This is a genomic window from Thiothrix winogradskyi (genome assembly GCF_021650935.1).
GTDB classification, from domain to species: Bacteria; Pseudomonadota; Gammaproteobacteria; order Thiotrichales; family Thiotrichaceae; genus Thiothrix; species Thiothrix winogradskyi.
Map to the genome: position 1 here is coordinate 1716781 of NZ_CP091244.1, position 19315 is coordinate 1736095.

At 49.4% G+C, this 19315-nt stretch carries 24 protein-coding genes; 8 read left to right on the top strand and 16 right to left on the bottom strand.

Annotated elements, in window-relative coordinates; all coding sequences use genetic code 11:
• Positions 1–83: 83 nt before the first annotated feature.
• From L2Y54_RS08730 to L2Y54_RS08750, 5 genes are read right to left on the bottom strand one after another with little or no spacing between them, the layout of a single operon-like run.
• Positions 84–1247, bottom strand: a complete 1164-nt coding sequence (locus L2Y54_RS08730; protein WP_236501451.1) for a cation diffusion facilitator family transporter — start codon at positions 1245–1247, stop codon at positions 84–86.
• Positions 1244–2395, bottom strand: coding sequence for a homoserine kinase (locus L2Y54_RS08735; protein ID WP_236501453.1), 1152 nt, complete (start codon positions 2393–2395; stop codon positions 1244–1246). The genes L2Y54_RS08730 and L2Y54_RS08735 overlap by 4 nt, the downstream gene beginning before the upstream one ends.
• Positions 2396–2399: 4 nt before the next feature.
• Positions 2400–2708: a DUF2782 domain-containing protein gene (locus tag L2Y54_RS08740; RefSeq protein WP_236501455.1), complete on the bottom strand. Its 309-nt coding sequence runs from the start codon at positions 2706–2708 to the stop codon at positions 2400–2402.
• A gap of 5 nt (positions 2709–2713) precedes the next feature.
• Positions 2714–3439, bottom strand: coding sequence for an LOG family protein (locus L2Y54_RS08745; protein ID WP_236501457.1), 726 nt, complete (start codon positions 3437–3439; stop codon positions 2714–2716).
• On the bottom strand, positions 3439–3675 hold the full coding sequence (locus L2Y54_RS08750; protein ID WP_236501459.1) for a BolA family protein: 237 nt from the start codon (positions 3673–3675) through the stop codon (positions 3439–3441). The genes L2Y54_RS08745 and L2Y54_RS08750 overlap by 1 nt, the downstream gene beginning before the upstream one ends.
• A 113-nt stretch (positions 3676–3788) precedes the next feature.
• Between L2Y54_RS08750 and L2Y54_RS08755 the strand changes: the two genes are divergently transcribed.
• Positions 3789–4283 (top strand): Crp/Fnr family transcriptional regulator, encoded by a 495-nt coding sequence (locus L2Y54_RS08755; RefSeq protein ID WP_236501460.1) that lies wholly within the window; start codon positions 3789–3791, stop codon positions 4281–4283.
• A gap of 5 nt (positions 4284–4288) precedes the next feature.
• Here L2Y54_RS08755 and L2Y54_RS08760 read toward each other — a convergent pair whose 3' ends face one another.
• Positions 4289–5074 carry a trypsin-like serine peptidase gene (locus tag L2Y54_RS08760; protein WP_236501461.1) on the bottom strand — a complete coding sequence of 262 codons (786 nt, stop codon included), beginning with the start codon at positions 5072–5074 and terminating at the stop codon, positions 4289–4291.
• Between the two features lie 214 nt (positions 5075–5288).
• On the opposite strand from L2Y54_RS08760, the gene L2Y54_RS08765 reads away from it, so the two are divergent.
• A complete protein-coding gene (locus tag L2Y54_RS08765) occupies positions 5289–5990 on the top strand; it encodes a SctK family type III secretion system sorting platform protein (RefSeq protein WP_236501462.1) in 702 nt (233 codons plus the stop codon).
• Positions 5968–6585, top strand: coding sequence for a type III secretion system stator protein SctL (gene sctL / locus L2Y54_RS08770; RefSeq protein WP_236501463.1), 618 nt, complete (start codon positions 5968–5970; stop codon positions 6583–6585). Before L2Y54_RS08765 ends, sctL begins: the two co-directional genes overlap by 23 nt.
• Here the strand turns inward: sctL and sctO are convergent.
• The 10 genes from sctO to L2Y54_RS08820 form a co-directional block, all read right to left on the bottom strand.
• On the bottom strand, positions 6539–6961 hold the full coding sequence (gene sctO / locus L2Y54_RS08775; protein ID WP_236501464.1) for a type III secretion system stalk subunit SctO: 423 nt from the start codon (positions 6959–6961) through the stop codon (positions 6539–6541). The two genes, sctL and sctO, sit on opposite strands and share 47 nt — an antisense overlap.
• A 5-nt stretch (positions 6962–6966) precedes the next feature.
• Positions 6967–8301: a type III secretion system ATPase SctN gene (sctN, locus tag L2Y54_RS08780; protein ID WP_236501465.1), complete on the bottom strand. Its 1335-nt coding sequence runs from the start codon at positions 8299–8301 to the stop codon at positions 6967–6969.
• The gene (gene sctV / locus L2Y54_RS08785) at positions 8298–10346 is read right to left on the bottom strand and encodes a type III secretion system export apparatus subunit SctV (RefSeq protein ID WP_236501466.1); all 2049 of its coding nucleotides are present in this window, start codon (positions 10344–10346) and stop codon (positions 8298–8300) included. Before sctV ends, sctN begins: the two co-directional genes overlap by 4 nt.
• Positions 10347–10376: 30 nt before the next feature.
• Positions 10377–10904: an NfeD family protein gene (locus tag L2Y54_RS08790; protein WP_236501467.1), complete on the bottom strand. Its 528-nt coding sequence runs from the start codon at positions 10902–10904 to the stop codon at positions 10377–10379.
• Between the two features lie 91 nt (positions 10905–10995).
• The gene (locus tag L2Y54_RS08795) at positions 10996–12054 is read right to left on the bottom strand and encodes an EscU/YscU/HrcU family type III secretion system export apparatus switch protein (RefSeq protein WP_236501468.1); all 1059 of its coding nucleotides are present in this window, start codon (positions 12052–12054) and stop codon (positions 10996–10998) included.
• Entirely contained in the window at positions 12051–12833 is a 783-nt protein-coding gene (gene sctT, locus L2Y54_RS08800; RefSeq protein ID WP_236501469.1) for a type III secretion system export apparatus subunit SctT, read from the bottom strand. The genes L2Y54_RS08795 and sctT overlap by 4 nt, the downstream gene beginning before the upstream one ends.
• The gene (gene sctS / locus L2Y54_RS08805; protein WP_236501471.1) at positions 12833–13105 is read right to left on the bottom strand and encodes a type III secretion system export apparatus subunit SctS; all 273 of its coding nucleotides are present in this window, start codon (positions 13103–13105) and stop codon (positions 12833–12835) included. The genes sctT and sctS overlap by 1 nt, the downstream gene beginning before the upstream one ends.
• Positions 13106–13109: 4 nt before the next feature.
• Positions 13110–13763, bottom strand: a complete 654-nt coding sequence (gene sctR, locus L2Y54_RS08810; RefSeq protein ID WP_236501472.1) for a type III secretion system export apparatus subunit SctR — start codon at positions 13761–13763, stop codon at positions 13110–13112.
• A 2-nt stretch (positions 13764–13765) separates the two neighbouring features.
• On the bottom strand, positions 13766–14824 hold the full coding sequence (locus L2Y54_RS08815) for a FliM/FliN family flagellar motor switch protein (RefSeq protein ID WP_236501473.1): 1059 nt from the start codon (positions 14822–14824) through the stop codon (positions 13766–13768).
• 132 nt (positions 14825–14956) lie between these two features.
• Positions 14957–16015 carry a hypothetical protein gene (locus L2Y54_RS08820; RefSeq protein ID WP_236501474.1) on the bottom strand — a complete coding sequence of 353 codons (1059 nt, stop codon included), beginning with the start codon at positions 16013–16015 and terminating at the stop codon, positions 14957–14959.
• A 247-nt stretch (positions 16016–16262) separates the two neighbouring features.
• Here L2Y54_RS08820 and L2Y54_RS08825 point away from each other — a divergent pair, with 247 nt between their 5' ends.
• The 5 genes from L2Y54_RS08825 (at position 16263) to L2Y54_RS08845 (ending at position 19310) form a co-directional block, all read left to right on the top strand.
• Entirely contained in the window at positions 16263–16940 is a 678-nt protein-coding gene (locus L2Y54_RS08825; protein WP_236501475.1) for a hypothetical protein, read from the top strand.
• The gene (gene sctD / locus L2Y54_RS08830; RefSeq protein ID WP_236501476.1) at positions 16941–18320 is read left to right on the top strand and encodes a type III secretion system inner membrane ring subunit SctD; all 1380 of its coding nucleotides are present in this window, start codon (positions 16941–16943) and stop codon (positions 18318–18320) included.
• The gene (locus tag L2Y54_RS08835; protein WP_175517939.1) at positions 18286–18501 is read left to right on the top strand and encodes an EscE/YscE/SsaE family type III secretion system needle protein co-chaperone; all 216 of its coding nucleotides are present in this window, start codon (positions 18286–18288) and stop codon (positions 18499–18501) included. Before sctD ends, L2Y54_RS08835 begins: the two co-directional genes overlap by 35 nt.
• Before the next feature lie 121 nt (positions 18502–18622).
• Complete coding sequence (locus tag L2Y54_RS08840; protein ID WP_093069347.1) at positions 18623–18829, top strand: hypothetical protein; 207 nt, start codon at positions 18623–18625, stop codon at positions 18827–18829.
• Positions 18830–18944: 115 nt separating this feature from the next.
• On the top strand, positions 18945–19310 hold the full coding sequence (locus L2Y54_RS08845; RefSeq protein ID WP_236501477.1) for a tetratricopeptide repeat protein: 366 nt from the start codon (positions 18945–18947) through the stop codon (positions 19308–19310).
• Positions 19311–19315: the final 5 nt, after the last annotated feature.

Consider the following 19315-nt stretch of genomic DNA (forward strand, 5'->3'; position numbering starts at 1 on the left):
CCCCTTGCGGGGGAAGGGGTTGGGGATGGGGGGAGGTTAAGAGGTGTTTCTTCATAATCACCAAAACAGTGCTTAATTTGCGGCTAATGCACTATTTTGGTGAAAAAATTGATGTGCTCAATGGCGGGAATGCTGCTACAGGCGTTTTTGAATCCTGTGAGTGCTGTTGTGTCGGGTGTTTCTCGCAAAATAACGTCGAGCTGGAGTTTCCCCCCTTGGTAATGCAAGGTGAGGTCGTCGATATTCTCCCCTAAAGCTGCCGTTTCTGGCAGTGCTTGCAGTGCGGCTAATAATTCAACTCGCGAAGGCAGGTTTTTGCTGGGGTGTACCGTTTCATCGTCTTCAGGGTCAATGTGAATAATAACATCACTGATAGCAGGAAACTGCCGCCGCAAGCGGTACATCACGGTATCGCTGATGTGGTGGCCTTCAGAAACGCTGATACGCCCATCGACTTGCAAATGCGCATCGGCTAATACCCGCCCCCCCATCCGCCGGGTGCGTAATAAATGCACGCTTTCCACGCCGTCAATCGCGCAAATAAACTCGCGGATGTCTTGGACTTCCTGCGCATCCAACCCGGTATCCACCAACTCACTGGTGCTTTCCAGAATGAGCTGGATTGCCATGTAAAAAATCATCGCGGCAACAATAATGGCGGCTACCGAGTCCAGCCAAGGATAGCCTAATTGTGCCCCGCCAATCGCCACTAACACTAACACCGACGAAATCGCATCCGAACGGTGATGCCAAGCACTGGCTTTGAGCATGGGCGAACTGATGCGTTTGGCAACGTGGACGGTGTAGTGGTAAAGCCCTTCTTTGCCAATAATCGCTAACGCCGCGATTGCCATTGCCCAGGGTTCGGGGGTGATGAGTGGTTCGTCGCCGGAAAGTCTGTCCCATGCTTGCAGGAAAATCGCCGCCGAGACCCCGCCCAATAATAAACCGAGAATGACGGTGGCAAGCGTTTCAATTCGCCCATGCCCATAAGGGTGGTTCGCATCGGCAGCTTTCCCCGCGTGATGCGCGGCAAATAACACTACGACATCGCCGACCAAATCCGACAGGGTATGCATGGCATCCGCAATCAGCGCTTGCGAATGGGTGAAGATGCCGCCGATGATTTGCACAATCACCAGAAAAATATTCACACTCATGCCGACAAAAGCGACGCGCTGGGTGACGGCTTTACGGCTATTATCGTCGGTGCGGGTATCCGTGATGGTGTGCTGATGGCCGCTCATTGTGTCCCGCCTGTTTGTAAAACGATGACGTGTTCGCGCCCTTCGCTATAGGTTTCCAGTACCGTATGCCCGTGAATCCGCGCCCATGCCGGAATGTCGTGCAATGCGCCGGGGTCGGTGCAAATAGCCGTAATATTAATCCCAGCAGGCAGGTTTTCGACCGCCGTTTGCACCCGAATGACTGGCAGCGGGCAAAGTAAGCGCCGTGCGTCGACGGTCACGTTGCTTGCGTCAATGCGCTGTAATAATTTGTGATGGAATTCGGTGGGATCTTTTTGCAAAACATTGTCACCTGCACGTGGATTCATCTGAGCGTCCAGACGTGATAGCCAGAAACGCAGGGCGGCAGCACGTAACAGTGCCAGCCAGTAACGGTGTTCAAGCGCTTGCCAAGGGCGCACTTGCTGGTAAGCCTTGAGGCAAGCCTGCACCCGCTCGGTATCCAAAGCGCCATCCGCATGACAACACCAATCATTCACCACAATGGCGAGATCGTATAGCCAACTGTCGGTGCAGGCAAAGTAGACATCCAAAATGCCACTGACTTGCCCGTGATGAAACAGCACATTATCACGGAATAAGTCGGCGTGGATTGTGCCTGCGGGCAGTTGGGCAAACGGGATAGTTTGCTGGAACGCGATTTCTGCTTGCAGGAGGGTTGCTGCGGCTGGTTCCAAGCTTGGCAGCAAACGCGCTGCCGTCTGTATTCGCCAGTCATGCCCACGGTCAGGGGCGCGTTGTTGCGGGAAAGTTTGCCCGGCAAGATGCATGTGTGCGAGCGCCGTGCCGAGTGCCGCGCATTGTTCGGGGGTAGGGTGCTCTATATGTTGCCCTGCTAGGCGTGTGACCAAAGCAGCGGGTTTGTGCTTGAGCGTGCCCAGTAATTGACCTGCATGGTTGGGGATAGGGCGGGCGACGGGGATGCCCGCATCTGCCCAGTGTTGCATGAGGTCGAGAAAATAGCCCAGTTCTGCCGGGGTATGGTGCTCAAACAGGGTGAGGACAAATGCCCCTTGCGTGGTGGTGACGAAAAAATTGCTGTTCTCGACACCCGCACTGATACCGGCATAATCCGTCAGCGCTCCGACGGGGTATTCACGCAGAAAGGTTTCCAGTTCGGTGGCGCTGACGGGGGTATAAACTGACATGCATTTACCAGGAAAAGACGTTCCAGCTTGGAATCATCATGTCACGGTTTTGGTGAGCATTTTGACTCTTGCCTTGGGAGCTAACCGAATCGACCAAGTTGTAACCGCCTTCACCATCAGCAGGCACGTAGCGGATTTCGCTGCGCATGGCGGCGACACGCTCTTCTTCAATCGTGCCGAAATTATCGGTGACACGGATCGTTTCTACCTTCATTTTGCTGGCAACGTCAGCGTCGGTAGTGGTTTCTTCGGCATGAATCGTGGTGCTGAACAGCGCGATGAATGCCAGTGTTAGCCATTGTTGTGTTTTCATTGTTGTTATAACTCCATGAATTTAGCGCGTTCTTCAGCGGACGGCCCCGATACCGCGCGTTCGTAGTAACCAAAAATATGATCGACGATTGCATCAGCATCGTCCAAGAGGACAAACAGATCCAAATCGCCTGCCGAGATTGTACCCTGTTTTATCAGGGTGTGCTTGAACCATCCGACCAAGCCTTCCCAGAATGGGGTGTGTACCAGCACGATGGGGATTTTACGGGTTTTGGCGGTTTGTACCAAAGTCAGGATTTCCGCCAGTTCATCCAATGTACCAAAGCCACCGGGCATGACCACGTAAGCGGAAGCGTGTTTCACGAACATGACTTTGCGCGAGAAAAAATGCCGGAAATACAGCGAAATATCTTGATATTGGTTGGAATGCTGCTCGTGTGGAAGCTGAATATTCAAACCAATGCTGGGCGATTTGCCACGCTTTGCGCCTTTATTGGCAGCCTCCATCAAACCGGGACCGCCACCGCTGACGACGGCGAAGCCTGCATCTGAGAGTTTGTGGGCAATGGTTTCCGTCAGGTGATATAGCGGGTCATCCGGCGGGGTGCGGGCGGAACCAAAGATGCTGACGGATGGGCGTAAGTGGGCAAGGCGCTCAAACCCGTCCACAAATTCGCCCATGATTTGGAATATTTTCCAGCTTTCGCGGGCTAATTCCTTGTCACTGATGGGTTGTAGCACCGGGTGTTGGGTGCGAGTTTTGTCATCCATTACGCAACTTCCGCCGGGGTTTTGGCGCGAATCGTCAGCGCATGAAGTTGACCCGCCGTAATCGCGTCATTGACAGCGGCGTACACCAGTTGATGGCGTTTAAGCGTGCTCAAGCCAGCAAACGCATCGCTGATCACATCGGCTTCATATTTATAGCCATCACCGTTGATCGTGACTTGGGCTTCAGGCAGGTGTGCTTGGATCATGGCGGCGACGGCTTCGTTACTGATGCTCATAAGAGGTGTTCCTGTTTGGGTTAAAACAGGGGGATTATACGCTGTGCCTGCCGACAACGCTTATTTCTGCGCGTATAATGCAGGCAATTTCATTTATTGCCGGATCGCGTGCCATGAACCATGTAAATTCTCAATTATTACAGCAAATTAAAGATACCTGCCCGGAGTTTTGTGCCGCCCTGACGGACGATGAGGTCGTGCGATTTTTGCGTTATACCCGCACGCGTGAACTGGGGGCGCAAGAAATCGTGGCGGATATTGGCGAAATCAGTGACCGCTTTTATTTGGTCATCGGTGGGGCGGTCAAGTTACTGCAAGTCGATGGCGAGCGCGAGTTTGAAGTCGGGCAATTGGAACCGGGCAGTTTGGTGGGGGAAATGTCTTTCTTTGACCGCCAGCCGCGTACCGTGCGTTTGAAAGCGCGGCGCAGCGGGGTGCGTTTGCTGGAAATTAACCGTCAGATGTACAACCGCATCCGTATCGAAGAGCCGTATATCGCCACCAATTTGTTGGAATTTGTGGTGCGCAGCTTGGATTTTCTGGTACGCCATTTAAGCGATGAAAATGCCAAGCTGCACAAGCAAGTCACGGGGTTGGGGTATCGTTAAGCGTTTTAGGGCTGGGCTTCCACGGCTTTAATGCTTGCCATCAGGCTTTCAGTAAGGTGTACGCCTTCATTCTTTGTGCCTATGCCATTGCTTGAATATCCAGTGGTGTGGATGCCAATCACGAGTGGTGGTTTGCCGTCGCCCGCTTCTAACCAGATGGGGGAGCCGCTCATGCCACCGTTCGTGTCTGTGTCATAGCTTAAGAGTGAGGGCGTGTAGTCTAGCAGCTTACCTTGCCCTGCCCATTGCCATTCTGCGCTTGACTTATCGCCGGGATAGCCACTGACGGTTACGCTTACGCCTTTAAAGTCAATACCTTCCGGTAGATTGGCATACGGTAATGGCTGTAAATTTTGGTTGGAACAGTCGAGTTTAATAACCCCTACATCGAATGCAGGGTTTTCGCTCTTAATGAATTCTTGGTGTGCGTAGCGTTCTTTGACGTTGCAAGTGCCATTGGGTGGGGTGTTACGGTTGCCATCATAACCGGGGTATACCTTGTCGATAGTCGCGAAGGTCTTAAGTCTTGTATCCCACACGCAATGTCCGGCGGTTACTAAGGTATTGGCATTGCTCAGCCAGCCAGAGCAAACGTTTTCGTTACCGACATAAGTAATGCGTGCTACTGCATTATACGGGTAAGCATACGGATTCACCGCATAGCGGCTGTCCAGACCAATCACGGCTTCATAAGCACCCTCGGTGAGTGGGTCGGCATTGGCGGGTAGTGTCAGCGTGAAGCCGCCACTGAGGAATGCCATTATCAGGGTATTAAAATAGTTGTTGCGCATACGTTGTTGCCCTCGCTTGATGTGAACATAATTTATCCGCCCTGTTATTAGATCAATATTGGCATCATTAACAATCAAATATTTCGTTGATTGATAGGTATGTTTGATATGCGTTATGTCGCCATAATTTTCGGTCTAGTCTGAAATGCCTGAGGCTTTGCGGTAGTGCAGTGAATAATAGGTGTGAGCGTTTTTATAGGTTGTTGTTTAACAAATGCACTATCACCATTCCAACTATTTCGATATGACAGATGAGTTTTCACAAGCGGTGTGGCGCTTTAATTTTCGCCCGGATTCGTATATTCATCCCAGTTGGTTGGCAACCATGCCAGACGGCAAAGTCATGCAGTCGTTGTTAGGTCAGGAGCGCGGCGAGAGCCGTTTATTGCAGCATATGATGCAGCGCTTGGGTTTGCATGACAGTGTGTTTTTTGATTTTAGCAAGCCTTTAACGCGCCTAGCGTTATGGCGAGGGCAAGAGTTGGGGCAATTGGTGTTGTACCTTGGGGCAATGTTCCACTTTCAGTTATTGCGCCGGATTGTGACCCGCGACGATCTGCTTAAAACCCAGCAGGTGTTGGGTGATGATTTATACCGCTTTGTGCAACAACGTGCGCCTTTGCTGACACATAATATCAGTGCAGAAATTGAGTTTCCCACGCCTATCGGTTTGAAAAAGCGCTTTGTGTTGGCGGGAATGTTGTGTTTGCGGGCGGCATTCGCCGGTTATCCGCCGTCTTTCTGGAAACGGTTGGTCTACAAGCTGGAACGCGAATATTATGTGTTGTGGAAGCGTCATGCGAAGTCGGGGCAGGCACTGGAAGCGCAAGCCGCTGAATGCGCGGTGTTAGTACAAAAAATAGCAATAGAAATCAAAATGGGGGTCAGCCGCGATGGCAAAATTCTTTTCAATTAAGCCGGTAGATGCACAATTACGTGCCGGTCAGAAAGTCCTGAAAGCAGCAGATTATGAGGAATTAGTCGCGTATGAGCGCTTGGCATTTGATCTGGAACATCGCCACCGCCAACGTGAAGAAATTATGTCGGTCGCGTTAGGGCGTTCCATTAAACGTGGTTTGGAACAAGGGCGTGAACGAGCCAATCAGGAAGCAGCCGAAAAAATGGTGTTATTCACAGGGCGGGTCAATGACACCCTGATGGCATTGGAAGGCGAACTGGTGGAATTGGTGACGAATGCGGTTCGCAAAGTGATTTACGGTTTTGATCAGGAAGAGCGGGTTCGGCAAGCGGTGTTGGGTGGTTTGGAATTAGTGCGTGGCAGCCATAAGTTGTTGGTTCGGGTACACCCGCAGATGCAGGCAACGATTTCGGAGCAATTGGATGCGATTCCGCATCGTTTTACCAGTCTGGAAGTGGTCGGCGATGATCAGGTGGCCGTGGATGGTTGCATCCTAGAGTCAGATATGGGTATTGTGAACGCGAGCTTGGAACAACAGATGCAGGTTATTGAGCAGGCTCTTCGCGGGACTTTTTATCGTCCTGCACTTTAATGATTTCCTTGAGCTTTTCCAGTTTCAGGTTGGCTTCGCTAGAATGCTGTTGTGCGGTTTGTACTTGGGCGGTAGCAGCTTGTAAGCCTTGTTGGGCATCGGCAAGTTCAGCGCGTAGGCGTTCTTCTTCCAAGCGTAAGTCTTCCAGATTTTTCTGGTATTCAAACAGCATTTGTGGGGCAAACGGCTGGTTTTTCAGGTTGGCAAACAGGGCTTCCTGATGTTCCAGCCGCCACTGTCCGAAGCTGACCAGTTCCTGCTCTTTTTCATGCAGTTGTTGTTCATGGGTTTGCAAGATACGGCGTTGTTCTTGTAATTCGATGAAACGTTGTTCCATGCGGCGGGCGCGAATGGTTTTTAACTGTTCTAAGCTCATGACGCTTATCCTGCCAGTTGTATTAGCCAGTTGATGGTGTCATCAAAACTGGAATATTCGTGGGAAGGTTGTTTGAGGAAGCGCAGAATTTCATCCATCTTGCGGATCGCTTCGTCTGCCAGCGGGTCGGAGCCGTGTTTGTATTCACCAACCCGCAGCAAAAATTCGATTTCCTTGTATTTTGCCAACAAAGTCCGCAGATGCGCTGCCGCAGCGCGATGCTGCGTGCTGACCAATTGCGGCATAATACGGCTCAGGCTGGCGAGGATGTCGACCGCCGGATAATGGTTGCCCGCTGCCAGATCGCGTGACAGCATAATGTGCCCATCCAGCAAGGAGCGTACTTCATCGGCAATCGGGTCACTCATATCGTCGCCTTCTACCAGCACGGTGTAAAACGCGGTGATTGAACCTTTGTCTGAATTGCCTGCGCGTTCGACCAGTTTGGGCAGTTCTGAAAATACCGAGGGTGGAAAACCACGTCGGGCGGGGGCTTCCCCGGCAGCTAAGCCAATTTCACGTTGCGCCCGTGCAAAGCGGGTAAGCGAATCCATTAGCAATAAAACATTATTGCCTTTATCACGGAAGTATTCGGCAACCGCTGTGGCAACATAAGCGGCTTTGAGACGTTCAATCGCTGGGCGGTCAGAGGTAGCAACGATGAGGATGGTTTTTTGCATACCCTCCTCGCCAAGGGCTTCTTCCATGAATTCACGGACTTCGCGCCCACGTTCGCCGATGAGGGCAACCACGTAAACATCGACATCGGCGTGTTGCACCAACATGCTGAGTAAGGAGCTTTTGCCAACCCCTGCACCGGCAAAGACGCCGATGCGTTGCCCGATGCCGCAAGTAATCAGTGCATCCATTGAACGAATCCCCAAGGAGAGCGGGTCGCTCACCCGATCACGGGAGAGTGGATCGGGTGGGTTGGCGTAGATGGGGTAGTATTCGGTGAAAGTAGGTAAGGATCTGCCGGGGGTTTCTTGTACACGCCCAATGCCATCGAGTACACAGCCGCGTAGATGTTCGCCAACCCCGACCTCCAGCATTTTGCCAGTGGTAATGACTTGGGTGTGCGCGGATACGCCTTGCATATCGCCTATCGGTGCAAGCAGTGCAATATTTTGCTCAAAACCGATCACTTCCGCCGGAATTTCGCGTGTATCGCCGCTGTTTTTTAACAGGCACAATTCACCCAGTTTGACACGCGGCACAATGGCGCGGACTACCGTGCCGGTCACTTGCACAATGCGCCCGTGTAATACCAGTGGTGTGCATTTTTCGAGGTTATTGCGCAAGCGTTCGGTGACGTGGCTCAGTGGGGTGCGTGGTCTCATGTCAGCCTGACCTCGCCAATAGGGTTTAAGGAAATGCTGGTGGTGAGTTCCTGTACCGAGATGACGGGCAAGTCGGGGAAGCTGGTTTCGATATGGCGGCGAATATGGCGGCGCAATTCCAGATTGGTGAGGATAACCGGGCGCACTTTGTCTTTAGCGTGTTCGGTTTCGAGTTCTCGCAATGCCTTGGTGAATTGTTCGGTGGCATCGGGATTAAGCGCAAAAAATACGCCATTGGGGGTTTGGCGCAGGCTGTTTTGCAACAATTTCTCGGTTTCGGGGGCGAACATGTAGACTGGCAATACCCCGGTGCCATTGGTGAAGGTGTAAGACAACTGGCGTTTGAGGCTGATGCGCACCCGTTCTGCCAACATGCTGGTGTCTTTTTCGATTTCACCAAACTCGACCAGTGTGCCGAGAATTTGGCGGAGGTCGCGAATAGAAACGCCTTCATTGAGCAAACGCCGGAACACATCCACTGTTTTCGGCGTGTTGACCGCACGTTGTACTTCGCGCACCAGTTCGCTGTAACTGGCTTGTTCCAGTTTGGTGTAGAGCGTGTGCATTTCCTGAATGCCAATGAATTCCGCTGCGTGTTTGCGCAATATGTAGGCGAGGTGAAGGCTGATGGCCTGAATATTGTCAGGTGTTGGGCGTGTGCCACTGGCTACCAAGTCAGCAGCGGCTTTGTCGCCAGGCGCTGAGGGTAGTGCGGTGGCTGTTGCCGCTGCACTGACGGGTTTGAGATTGCCTTGCGCCACGGGGACACCGCGAATCGAAATTCGGTAGCTGTCATCATTTAATTGCGAGGAAATGCGTAGGCTGATACCGGGTAATGGCACACCCATGTCTTGATAGAAATCACGGCGGATACGCATAAAGTCTTGATTTAATGCATCGAGTGAGAACAAGTTTTTGGCTTGTGCAGGGAGTTCGACCAGAGCGGGTGAGAGTGGTTGCATGTCTTCCAATGCGGCATGGGTTTCACTACTGCTGGCAAGAGCCATTTTGCTGCTGTCTTGCTGACCGATCACCGTGGTGATTTCAGCATCGGCAAATTCCATTTGGTTTTGTACCTTACGCAATGCCATACCGGTAAAGCCTAGCAAAATCGCGAGGAAAAAGAACACGATGGTGGGGAATCCGGGAATTAACCCCATTGCGCCAACGATACCGGCAGCAGCTAGCAAAGCACTGGGTTGTGCGAGTACTTGCCCACCGATGTCTGTTCCCAGATTGTTATCATCTTCGCCACGCACACGGGTAACGATAATACCGGCGGTAATCGAAATGAACAGGGCAGGGATTTGTGATACCAACCCGTCACCAATGGTGAGAATGGAATAGAGTTCCACCGCTTCTCCCATCGGCATTCCGCGTTGCATCGTGCCAATGGTGATGCCACCAATGAGGTTGACCATGATGATGATTAGCCCCGCAATTGCATCCCCTTTGACGAATTTCATTGCACCATCGAGTGCGCCGTACAACTGGCTTTCTTTTTCGAGATTAGAACGACGGTGACGGGCATCCGCTAAGGTAATGAGACCCGCCCGCATATCGCTGTCGATACTCATCTGTTTACCGGGCATGGCATCTAGCGAGAAACGGGCGCTGACTTCAGCGATACGTTCTGACCCCTTGGTAATGACGATGAATTGCACAATCGTAATGATCAGAAACACGACCAAACCCACAATCAAGTTACCACCGACCACAAATTCGCCGAAGGTTTGAATAATATGACCAGCGTCTGCTTCCAATAAAATCAAACGGGTGGTGGCAATACTCAAGGATAAGCGGAATAGTGTGGTCAGTAATAAAATGGAGGGAAATGAGGAGATTGCCAGTGGGTGTGAAATGTAAATGCCCAACATCATCAATAAGATTGCAATGCTCATATTCAAAGCAATCAGCATGTCCATGAGCAGGGTGGGCATGGGCAAAATCATCATGGCAATGATCGCGACCAGCAATAACGCCAGCGCTATGTCACTGCGCCGGGTTAGGTTGGTGAGAAAATCTTGTGAGGCGCTGGACTGCATTAAAACGGTGCTCCTGATCCTTGTAATGGCTTATGCGGTTGGGTTTAGGGGCGTTATGTATAAAGTCCTATCATTAATAGCAATAATTTTTACCTGTGTTCCGACAGGGCAATCGACTCCCGCCAGTTGCCACTCCAAGTTATCTAAACGGATACTGCCGATGCCATCCACAAGCGCTTCTTCAAGCGTGATCACTTGTCCGATAAGTTGTTTGCCGGGGTATTCGGTGAATACTTTTTTAAGGGAATGCCACAAGTCCGCTAACAGCGGTGCGATTAACACGCCAATAAGGACGAGCACAAACTGCCAGCGCCACAGACCGTCAGGGTTAAGGAGCATTAATAAACCGGTGATGCCAGCGCCAACACCCAGCCATTTTTCCCACCCTGCGATAAAACGTTGCTGGTATCGTTTAACCAAGCCATGTTTGTTTTTTATATGCTGCGTGGTACGGAAAACCGTGTAGTGTGCTTGCGCCCGCACGTTAGTTTGTCTTAAATCTGCCCAGCTTTTTCGTAAACGCTGAGCCAAGGTCATTTGCTGTTTTTCTTGTTCCATAATACGTCCATTGTACGAGGAAGCGGTCAATAGGTGGGGTATCCCTATCGTGAAATCGGGTACGCCTGTCTTAAATTATGCATTGTAATGTTTATTTTTTTGCCTTCCCTTGGTGTTGGCGCAATAAATTAGCGATCCTATCAATGGTTTTTTCGGGTATGTATTGGTCTAATTTGCCCTCGCTAAGCAAATCTTGCACTAACCCCGGATCACTGATTAACGGTATGTTTTCAATTACGGCAATTTCCGCCATTTTGCGTGACATATTATTTTTACCGATAGCCACAATAATGGGCAGAGGCGTAGTGCCTGCCTCGTATTGCAACGCAACCGCAACCCCCATGTCGAGAATCACCAGCCGAGCGGTACTAATACGCTTCTTGATGTCCTGCTCGGAGAGTTCACGCCGAATGCCTTGACGCGCGGAACGTACATGCGGATCCCCAAAAATGTCCTTCATTTCTTTTTTGACTTCTTCTTTGGTCATGCGCTGATCTTTAATGAATTCCTGTCTCTGGAACAAGAAGTCCAACACCGCCATGAACAATAGCATGGGCAAAATGAACAACATGAGTTGGCTGGTTAAGTCTTCGACGACAGTTTGTTGGCATTCAACATTGCACTGTTTGATGGAGTGTAATAATTCGCTAAGCCCTATGTGCAATACAATCAGCAAAATTGCCCCGATAATGATAGTTTTCAATAGTGAGAGTAAGGTCGTGACGAATTGTTTGGCGGAAAAAATGCGTTTGAAGCCACTGGATAAGCTGACTTTTTCGAGTTTGGGGATAACCGGGTCGAAGGAGAATACAAAACCAAACTGCACCATATTGCCGAGAATACCTGCGACTACGGTGATCATCGCAAACGGCACTGCGATGCCGTACATGGCACTTTCAAACATGGCTTTAAACCCAATTTCCACGGCTTGAGGAAAAGGCATGGTGTATAAGCGGGGTACAATGCTGAACATTTCCTTGAACTGGTCCATGATCCAGTCCCATGCCAGCATAAAATACAGCACGGTAAACAGCATGATCAACGCCGAAGCGACATCATTGCTGCGTGCTACCTGCCCTTGTTTGCGGGCTTTTTCCAGTTTACGCGAACTGGGTTGTTCGGTTTTTTCTTGGCTGCTATCACCGCTCATCGCAATAAGGCATCCAATATCGTGAGGTTATTGCCCATGCGGAAAAAGCCGTCTTTGAGGTATTCCGCTAAAAAGCCGATGTACAATGCCAGCATGAAGAAGACTAAACCACTTTTGACAGGCATCGCTGCCAAGAAGACGTTAAGTTGCGGTAGAAAGCGCCCTACCATGCCCAAGCCAAAATCGACGAGAAACATCATCCCAATAAATGGTCCGGCGATAAGTAAGCTGGTATATAACAGCAAGTCCAGTTGTTGTAGGAAGAACGAGGCAACCTCTAGCGTAAACTGCGGGAAAAACTGATCTATCGGCCAGGTTTGGTAGCTGAAATAGAGTGTTTGTAACAAGATTAAAAAGCCGCCCGATACCAATAATAAGGTAGTAAGCAATAGGTTAAATAATGCACCCAGCGGTGACACCATATTCGCGGTCAGAGGTGAGAAGTATACTGCACTCATGACCCCGCGTTGCATGTCGATTAAAAAGCCAGCCGCTTTCACTGCCCAGAATGGCACGCTCAGGGTGTAACCCAATAAAAGCCCTAACAGCGCTTCTTTCACTAGAATGCCAAGCATCGTTAGCATGTTCAGCTCAATATTGAGAAACTGCTCGTGGGTGAGCGGTAAAATAAACAGACTCATGGTCATAATGACCCCATTGCGCAAGGTGCGGGGGACGATGGGTTCAGTCATTATCGGCAATAATGCAAACGCAACCAAAACCCTAGGCGCGGTAAATGCCCAAGCCAATAGCCATGATTGCAGTGCATCGGTTTCCATCAGCGATGCCGTATCAGCGCAATTTGATCAAAGGCATTTTCGGTAAAGGTGAGCAGTTCAGGCCCTAGCCAGCGCACGGTTGCTACGAGTGCCAGCATGGTCACGATTAGCTTAAAACCATGCGGAAGTGTTTGTTCCTGAATCGACGTTAATGCCTGCAATAAGCCAATCAGCAGCCCCACGACTGTTGCAGCAATAATGGCGGGCAACGATAGATACAGGATGAGTTCCATTGCCACTGAGGTTTTATGGATGATGTCGGTTTCATTCATGGCGTCAATAACTCAATATTAGACCGTGGATCAAGCGTGACCATCCATCCACTAGCACAAATAGCAGCAGCTTGAAGGGTAGGGAAATGGTCATGGGTGATAGCATCATCATGCCCATTGACATCAATAGGTTAGAGATAACCAAGTCAATCACTACGAACGGCAGGAATATCAGGAAGCCGATCTGAAATGCGGTGGTTAATTCGCTGACCATGAAGGAGGGAATCAACACCAGCAAATGGTCTGTGGTTATTTCCGCTGAATATTTTTCAGGCCAAAGTTTTTGCGTGGTTTGAGTGAAAAATTCACGTTCACTTTCACTGGAGTGTTTAATAAGAAATTGTCGCAACGGTTCAGTGCTGCCCTCTAAAGCATTAATCAGCAACGGATTGCGAATATCCTCAATAGCAACCCCAAAGCTATTAAATTGTTCATAGGTTTCCATGAACACGGGAGCCATGATGTAAATAGATAGAATAATCGCGATACCGCTAATGGCAATATTGGGTGGCTCTTGTTGCAAGCCTAGAGCGCTGCGCAGAATGTGCATCACAATCACTAGCTTGACGAAGGAGCTAACCATAATGGCAATAAACGGCGCTAACCCCAAGATGGTGAGGGCTGCCAGTAATATGACCGGATTAGGGAAGCTTTCCATACCTAGCTGCCCTTTGCTTTTTTGTTAAACAGGTTGATGATGCGTACCGCAATGCGCCCGTTGATTTCGACCAGTTCTCCTGTGCCAATCAGCCGATGTTGTGAGCGTATCTGGATGATTTCAGGCAATGATTTGCCTAGTTCCAAAATATAGCCGGGGCGTAATTGGCGTACTTCATTGAATGACAGGGTTTTTTCTCCCACGTCGAAGGAAAGCTGTACCGGTATCTGGCTAATGTGTTCTATGTTTTGTTTTTGTTCATTATCGGACATGGGTATCCACTCAGTATTAATGGTCAGAGTTGAGGGTGTTGTTTGGCTGAGCGTCGCTTCGCAGCAGTAGCTAGAATCGAGGCATAAGCGGAGTGAACCTTCATCCTCGAAGTGCGTATCGTCCAGTAAAATCAGGTCAGACGGTTGTAGTTGGTTGATCTCTTGCATGGAAAACACCACACGGCTGATTTCAAGCCACAGTGGGGTGTCGTGTTCTTCCCAGTCCGGGTTGGTGTCAGAAGGCCAGTGGCGCAGGCGCTCCTGTATGTGCATGTAAAGATGCGGGTCGAGCATCAGTACGCCGAATACTTCTTGCAGCATCTGCCGATTTTCTTGCTCAAGTATCTGAATAGTAAAGCCTATTGGCATCGTATACTGAGTGCTGAGTGGATCTGCTGACATGGCTTGCAAAGTTAACTGCAAGCCCAAGCCGGTTTCCGCCTGATATAACAAGGGAGCCAGCGCACTTTCAATAATGCTGATGGCGAGGTTTTCGGGTAATTGATGGAGTAAACCTTCGGGTAAAAACTGCTTAATACGTTCAGCGAGTGGCCACGCTGACAACCACAAACCCGCTATCGTACCGCCTAGCTCCAGCGTCATACTGATAGGGCAAAGGTGTTGCGTGTCTGATGCCCCCGGTTGTATCCGAAAATGAGCCACGCGCTTGTCGTCCACAGGGATAGTAATTCCCGATGATTTGTTCAGCAGGATATTATTCAAGCGCATGGCAAGGGGCGCTTGATTGGGAAATTTAATCGGTGTGAACAGAATCTGCCGGTTTCTCATTATGGTTATTATCCTGATTGCTGTTCGCAAACACAGCAAGGCGTAGTTTATAGCTGAAAACGTGCAATACTCGCGTCAGTCTGCCGCTACGTCTTGCAAAGTTCAATCTTCTTTAGCCATACGGTCTCAATCTCAGACTGAGCGGTTTGTATCCCAGTTTTGCAGACGTGCAATGTTCGGATTTACGTTGACAGCACCCAAGTAATAACCTTTGAAGTTACCTTGAGGAAGCCAGTTGTTATCACCAAACGTCACATTGACATTACCGACACTGGAACTCCAGAAATGGTAAGAACCGTCATCATTGCGTCCTAAATAAACCGCATTCCAGCCCTGTGATGCCGATTGCTTGTCGCCGGGTAAGTCAAAATAATAAGCCCCACCGGGGGTCAGGGCGTCGCCTTTGTTGGGGTCGAATAAAGCGGTTTCACCTTGCAGGTTGCTGACGCCATCGACGGTGATTTCCCCTGCTTGGGCGGTGCGGACTTTGGTGGTAAAACCGCCATCAAAGCCTGAGCTGTCATGCTGGTCGTACCAAGAGGATATTTGTAAGCGCCCGGCTTTATTGTCGAAATCGTCAGCACCGATAGTATCCAGGGTGGCTTTCAGGTTAAGCAGGCGCATGGGGCTGGCGCAGTCAAAGGCATAGTGCTGGCGATTATTGAAAACGTCATTAATGGCATCAGAGGGCTTGACTGCCTGGCCTGAATTGTCGGTTGCCCGCATGAGCAAATAGCGGTTATTGCCGCGTTGGACGACTTCCCAATAATTATTGCGTTCCAGCACGGTTTCGGTGGCTTGTTGTCCGTTGATGGCGGTGTAAGGGCGGGTTTCTGCTTGAGCTAGTTTGCCATCTTTGATTTGCACCAGATCTTCGGTGAATGTCCAGCCTTCACCCAAGGAACCAGCGGTTTTCACCATATTGTCGCGGAAGCGCTGGTCATAGCGTTCCTCTATTGTCGGTAAATTGGCAGCGGGTGCTGGTGTGCGGATTTCGGTCGGGTTTTGCTTGTGTTGCATGATTTGCTGTAGCAATCCGGCAATCAGGGGCAGTGGTTGCGCGATCCAGTTGTTACCAAGGACATTCGTTGTTCTGGCGCTGGCTGCTGTTTGTTGGCTCGTATTGCTGGGCGGTGACAGCGCGGCAGGATTCCAGCTTGCTTGGCTGGGCGGCAATGTTACGGTGGGCATTCTGCTTTCTTCCCGTGAAATGTTAAGTGAGATGATCACTCATCGGGGCTTAGTGTAATCATGAAAGAGCTTTGAGTCGGGTGAGGAACGGATAAGTGGGCTGTTCTGACGGATAATCCGAAGCTGTGCCAGTGGGCTTGTTCCATTGGGTAGGGTTTCTGATACGGTTTGTCTTCTTCGGCGTGAATATTAGTAAGTAACAGGATAGATTCAGGTTTGTTTATATTTGCCGGGGGACTGCTTGGCTATGCATGACACATTCTTGAAGTTTCGATGGGCTATTGTATCGCTGCTGTTATTGGGCAGCCATGCTATAGCAGCGCCAGTGCCATGGAAACCGGATAACTATTCGCATTTTTCTGATCAGGAACCTTTGCCGGAGTTGTTGAAAACATTGGCATCCTTACAGGATTTGCCGATTGTCGTTAGTCCTAAAGTCAAAGAAGTGGTGAGTTTGCACCTCCAAAATCGCAAGCCTCAGGATATTTTTAATGAACTGGTCAAAAATTATGGGTTAATTTGGTACTACGACAAAGAAGCGCTGTTTGTTTACAAGGAAGAGGAAGTGCAATCAGCCAGTGTGAGTATGAAAAAAATGTCACCACAAGAATTCACGAATGCTTTAAAGCGACTTGAGGTGTTGGAAGAGCGGTTTCAGTGGCAAGTATCTGAAGTGGATAACATTATTTATCTGACTGGGCCTGAACGTTTTGTGAGCACGGTGTTGGATATGGCTAAGGTGATGGATACTCAAGATTTCTCAAGGCGGCAGGTGTACCGCTGGAAAGATAAAGATGGCGTGATGAATTACAGTTCAGAAGATCCCGTCGGTGGTATGGGGTCTGAGTTTGATGTCAAGACGGATGAGAAATTTCCGGGCTTTGATGTAGTGGATGTCGTAAAAAATAAAAAACAGGCCGAATAAATGGCAAATCAACATACCTCATTTATCCTTAAAGTCCTCAGTGGCATCAATAGTGGTGCGTCGGTTCGCTTAAGGAGCGGGAGCGTGGTCATTGGACGTTCCATGACCAGTGACATTATTTTGCATGACGACAATATTGCTGATCAGCACATCCAGTTATTGATCACGCCGGGTTCGATTACGTTGCAACCGCTGGCTCGTCCGGTATTGGTTGAGGCGCAAGAGATTACGGCTGAAAGCATTGAGTTGCAGCCTTATCAGAGGGTGAGGTTGGGTAATGTTGAATTTTTAGTGACCGATAGTCGGGTATCTGATCCGCGTACTCAAACGCAAACACCACCTGAGACCGGTGCTGCTAAACGTGCCGCTGCTTCTGTGGCTAAGGGTGGTCATGTTCCGCCCCAACAGAAAAAATCGCCAGCCGCTAAGGTGTCCGCTAAACAAGGCATGAGCGGCAAGACTTGGTTGCTCTTAGGGCTGGGTTTATTGTTACTGGCTAACCTGATTTATTGGGCACCGCAGTTCAACCGTTTTCTGGAAACGCTGGGCTTGCGTGATTCGGGGGAGCAACAGGCGGCGGTTTTGTTGCAAACACTGGGGCAACAGAATTTCAGTTTGGTGAATGAAGCGGATGGCTCGGTCAGTTTGCGTGGCTACACCGACACGGTTGAGGAACGCAACGCTATCATGGGTAAGATTCAGGATGCTGGCATCAAAGCCAATGTGTACGTCTGGGCGCAAGATGAGATGGCGAATAGTGCCAATATGATTGCCCGTGCGATGGGGCAGCCGGGTGTTAGCTTCAAGCCGGGCGCGACTGAAGGGATTTTGGTTGCCCAAGGTTTCGTCACTAAAAACGCCGATTGGGAGCGTGTCAAAACCACTATCCTCAATGATGTTGGGGGGCTTAGCACGATTGGTGAGGCTGATTTTCAATCATTGGACGGTTATTTGGCGTCTTTTGTGCAGTTCATCGAGAAAAAAGGACTGTCTAGCCGCATCACCGCTACAACCGACGGCAAGAGCGTTATAGTTAAAGGCGAGTTAACGCAGTCGGAAATCGAAAAATTAAAAAGTTTGCGGCAGGAGTTCATTAGCATACAGGGCGACGGTCCCGCGATTGTGCTCAATGTCACTGACATACGCGACCGCATCACCTTGGCGATACGCAGTGTCAGCGTCGGCAAAGTACCGTTTCTGGTTGCGAAAGATGGTAAAAAGTACATGGAAGGGTCGGCACTTGGCGAAAAATACTTCGTAAAGTCCATTAAACCCGATCATGTAATATTGACTAACAATGGAATGGATATTCCTTTTTATTACGGTATAGACAAGGGGAGACTAGATGATGCTGCAAATCGAGCAGAACCTCAAAAATGATGTGTCAGGTATGTATAAAAATGAGCTTCTGGATAAGTTTAACCAAGCAGCTTCGGACGTTCGCTCTGAACTGAACCAAGGGGTTTCCCCTGATGAATACGAAAAACTAAATAGCTTTTTGCTGGCATTAGAAGCCAGTTGCGAGGTCGTTGACCAGTTTTGGACGCAAACCCACCAGTAGGGTTGGTTCAAAAGTAAGCATGGAACGCAATGTGTAACAGGAAGTTAAGAATTCCCTGCGTTTGGTGGTATTTCACCGGGGATTTATTTTTATGGACGATTAATTTTTAGGAGATATGACAATGGATGCAACTACAGCAGCCGCTTCGATTCAAACTGCGACTCAAGAGAGTGTTAATTTATTAAATACTCAAATGCAGAGCAACCGTCAATTGACTAATGCCGGTGTTGCCGCACAGTCAGCGCGTATGCAAGACCAGATGAACTCCGATGCAATGGCTGGTCTAAAGACTATGGCACAAACAATTGGTCAATCAATTGCCCGTTAATTAATTGGGTATTATTCATTTGAATGGTAATAATTTGATTATTATCGCAAAGTGATTTTCCAATAAATAATCAGTGGCATCATATTTTTATGGTGTCACTGTAAGGATAAAAAATATGCAAGCTAGTGTTGAATTACTTCAAATAATTTCTCAAGTTGGTTACATGGCCTGTTTTGGTGGCGATGTTCAGCGTTCACAAACGATTATGGAGGGTGTTAACGCTATTGGCGTTGAGCAAACTCCCATAAAAATGGGTGTGGCTATTTCTAAAATTTACGCGGGTCACTACGATCAGGCAATTCATATATTGCGAGATGATGTATTGTTGAAAGAAGTTGATCACATGAGTGCGAAGTGTTTCTTAGGTATTGCCTTAAGCCAAAAGGGTGAGAAAGCAGAAGCCAGAGGGTTGTTTGAAGAAGTGGTGAGAAAAGGTAATAAAGATGAAAGTAGTATTGCCGCCGCTTATCTTAATACTTAAAGGTT

Bases quoted from the DNA above. Each gene is read 5' to 3' on its own strand.
- L2Y54_RS08730 (WP_236501451.1), bottom strand. From the start codon at position 1,247: ATGAGCGGCCATCAGCACACCATCACGGATACCCGCACCGACGATAAT.
- L2Y54_RS08735 (WP_236501453.1), bottom strand. From the start codon at position 2,395: ATGTCAGTTTATACCCCCGTCAGCGCCACCGAACTGGAAACCTTTCTG.
- L2Y54_RS08740 (WP_236501455.1), bottom strand. From the start codon at position 2,708: ATGAAAACACAACAATGGCTAACACTGGCATTCATCGCGCTGTTCAGC.
- L2Y54_RS08745 (WP_236501457.1), bottom strand. From the start codon at position 3,439: ATGGATGACAAAACTCGCACCCAACACCCGGTGCTACAACCCATCAGT.
- L2Y54_RS08750 (WP_236501459.1), bottom strand. From the start codon at position 3,675: ATGAGCATCAGTAACGAAGCCGTCGCCGCCATGATCCAAGCACACCTG.
- L2Y54_RS08755 (WP_236501460.1), top strand. From the start codon at position 3,789: ATGAACCATGTAAATTCTCAATTATTACAGCAAATTAAAGATACCTGC.
- L2Y54_RS08760 (WP_236501461.1), bottom strand. From the start codon at position 5,074: ATGCGCAACAACTATTTTAATACCCTGATAATGGCATTCCTCAGTGGC.
- L2Y54_RS08765 (WP_236501462.1), top strand. From the start codon at position 5,289: ATGCACTATCACCATTCCAACTATTTCGATATGACAGATGAGTTTTCA.
- sctL (WP_236501463.1), top strand. From the start codon at position 5,968: ATGGCAAAATTCTTTTCAATTAAGCCGGTAGATGCACAATTACGTGCC.
- sctO (WP_236501464.1), bottom strand. From the start codon at position 6,961: ATGAGCTTAGAACAGTTAAAAACCATTCGCGCCCGCCGCATGGAACAA.
- sctN (WP_236501465.1), bottom strand. From the start codon at position 8,301: ATGAGACCACGCACCCCACTGAGCCACGTCACCGAACGCTTGCGCAAT.
- sctV (WP_236501466.1), bottom strand. From the start codon at position 10,346: ATGCAGTCCAGCGCCTCACAAGATTTTCTCACCAACCTAACCCGGCGC.
- L2Y54_RS08790 (WP_236501467.1), bottom strand. From the start codon at position 10,904: ATGGAACAAGAAAAACAGCAAATGACCTTGGCTCAGCGTTTACGAAAA.
- L2Y54_RS08795 (WP_236501468.1), bottom strand. From the start codon at position 12,054: ATGAGCGGTGATAGCAGCCAAGAAAAAACCGAACAACCCAGTTCGCGT.
- sctT (WP_236501469.1), bottom strand. From the start codon at position 12,833: ATGGAAACCGATGCACTGCAATCATGGCTATTGGCTTGGGCATTTACC.
- sctS (WP_236501471.1), bottom strand. From the start codon at position 13,105: ATGAATGAAACCGACATCATCCATAAAACCTCAGTGGCAATGGAACTC.
- sctR (WP_236501472.1), bottom strand. From the start codon at position 13,763: ATGGAAAGCTTCCCTAATCCGGTCATATTACTGGCAGCCCTCACCATC.
- L2Y54_RS08815 (WP_236501473.1), bottom strand. From the start codon at position 14,824: ATGAGAAACCGGCAGATTCTGTTCACACCGATTAAATTTCCCAATCAA.
- L2Y54_RS08820 (WP_236501474.1), bottom strand. From the start codon at position 16,015: ATGCCCACCGTAACATTGCCGCCCAGCCAAGCAAGCTGGAATCCTGCC.
- L2Y54_RS08825 (WP_236501475.1), top strand. From the start codon at position 16,263: ATGCATGACACATTCTTGAAGTTTCGATGGGCTATTGTATCGCTGCTG.
- sctD (WP_236501476.1), top strand. From the start codon at position 16,941: ATGGCAAATCAACATACCTCATTTATCCTTAAAGTCCTCAGTGGCATC.
- L2Y54_RS08835 (WP_175517939.1), top strand. From the start codon at position 18,286: ATGATGCTGCAAATCGAGCAGAACCTCAAAAATGATGTGTCAGGTATG.
- L2Y54_RS08840 (WP_093069347.1), top strand. From the start codon at position 18,623: ATGGATGCAACTACAGCAGCCGCTTCGATTCAAACTGCGACTCAAGAG.
- L2Y54_RS08845 (WP_236501477.1), top strand. From the start codon at position 18,945: ATGCAAGCTAGTGTTGAATTACTTCAAATAATTTCTCAAGTTGGTTAC.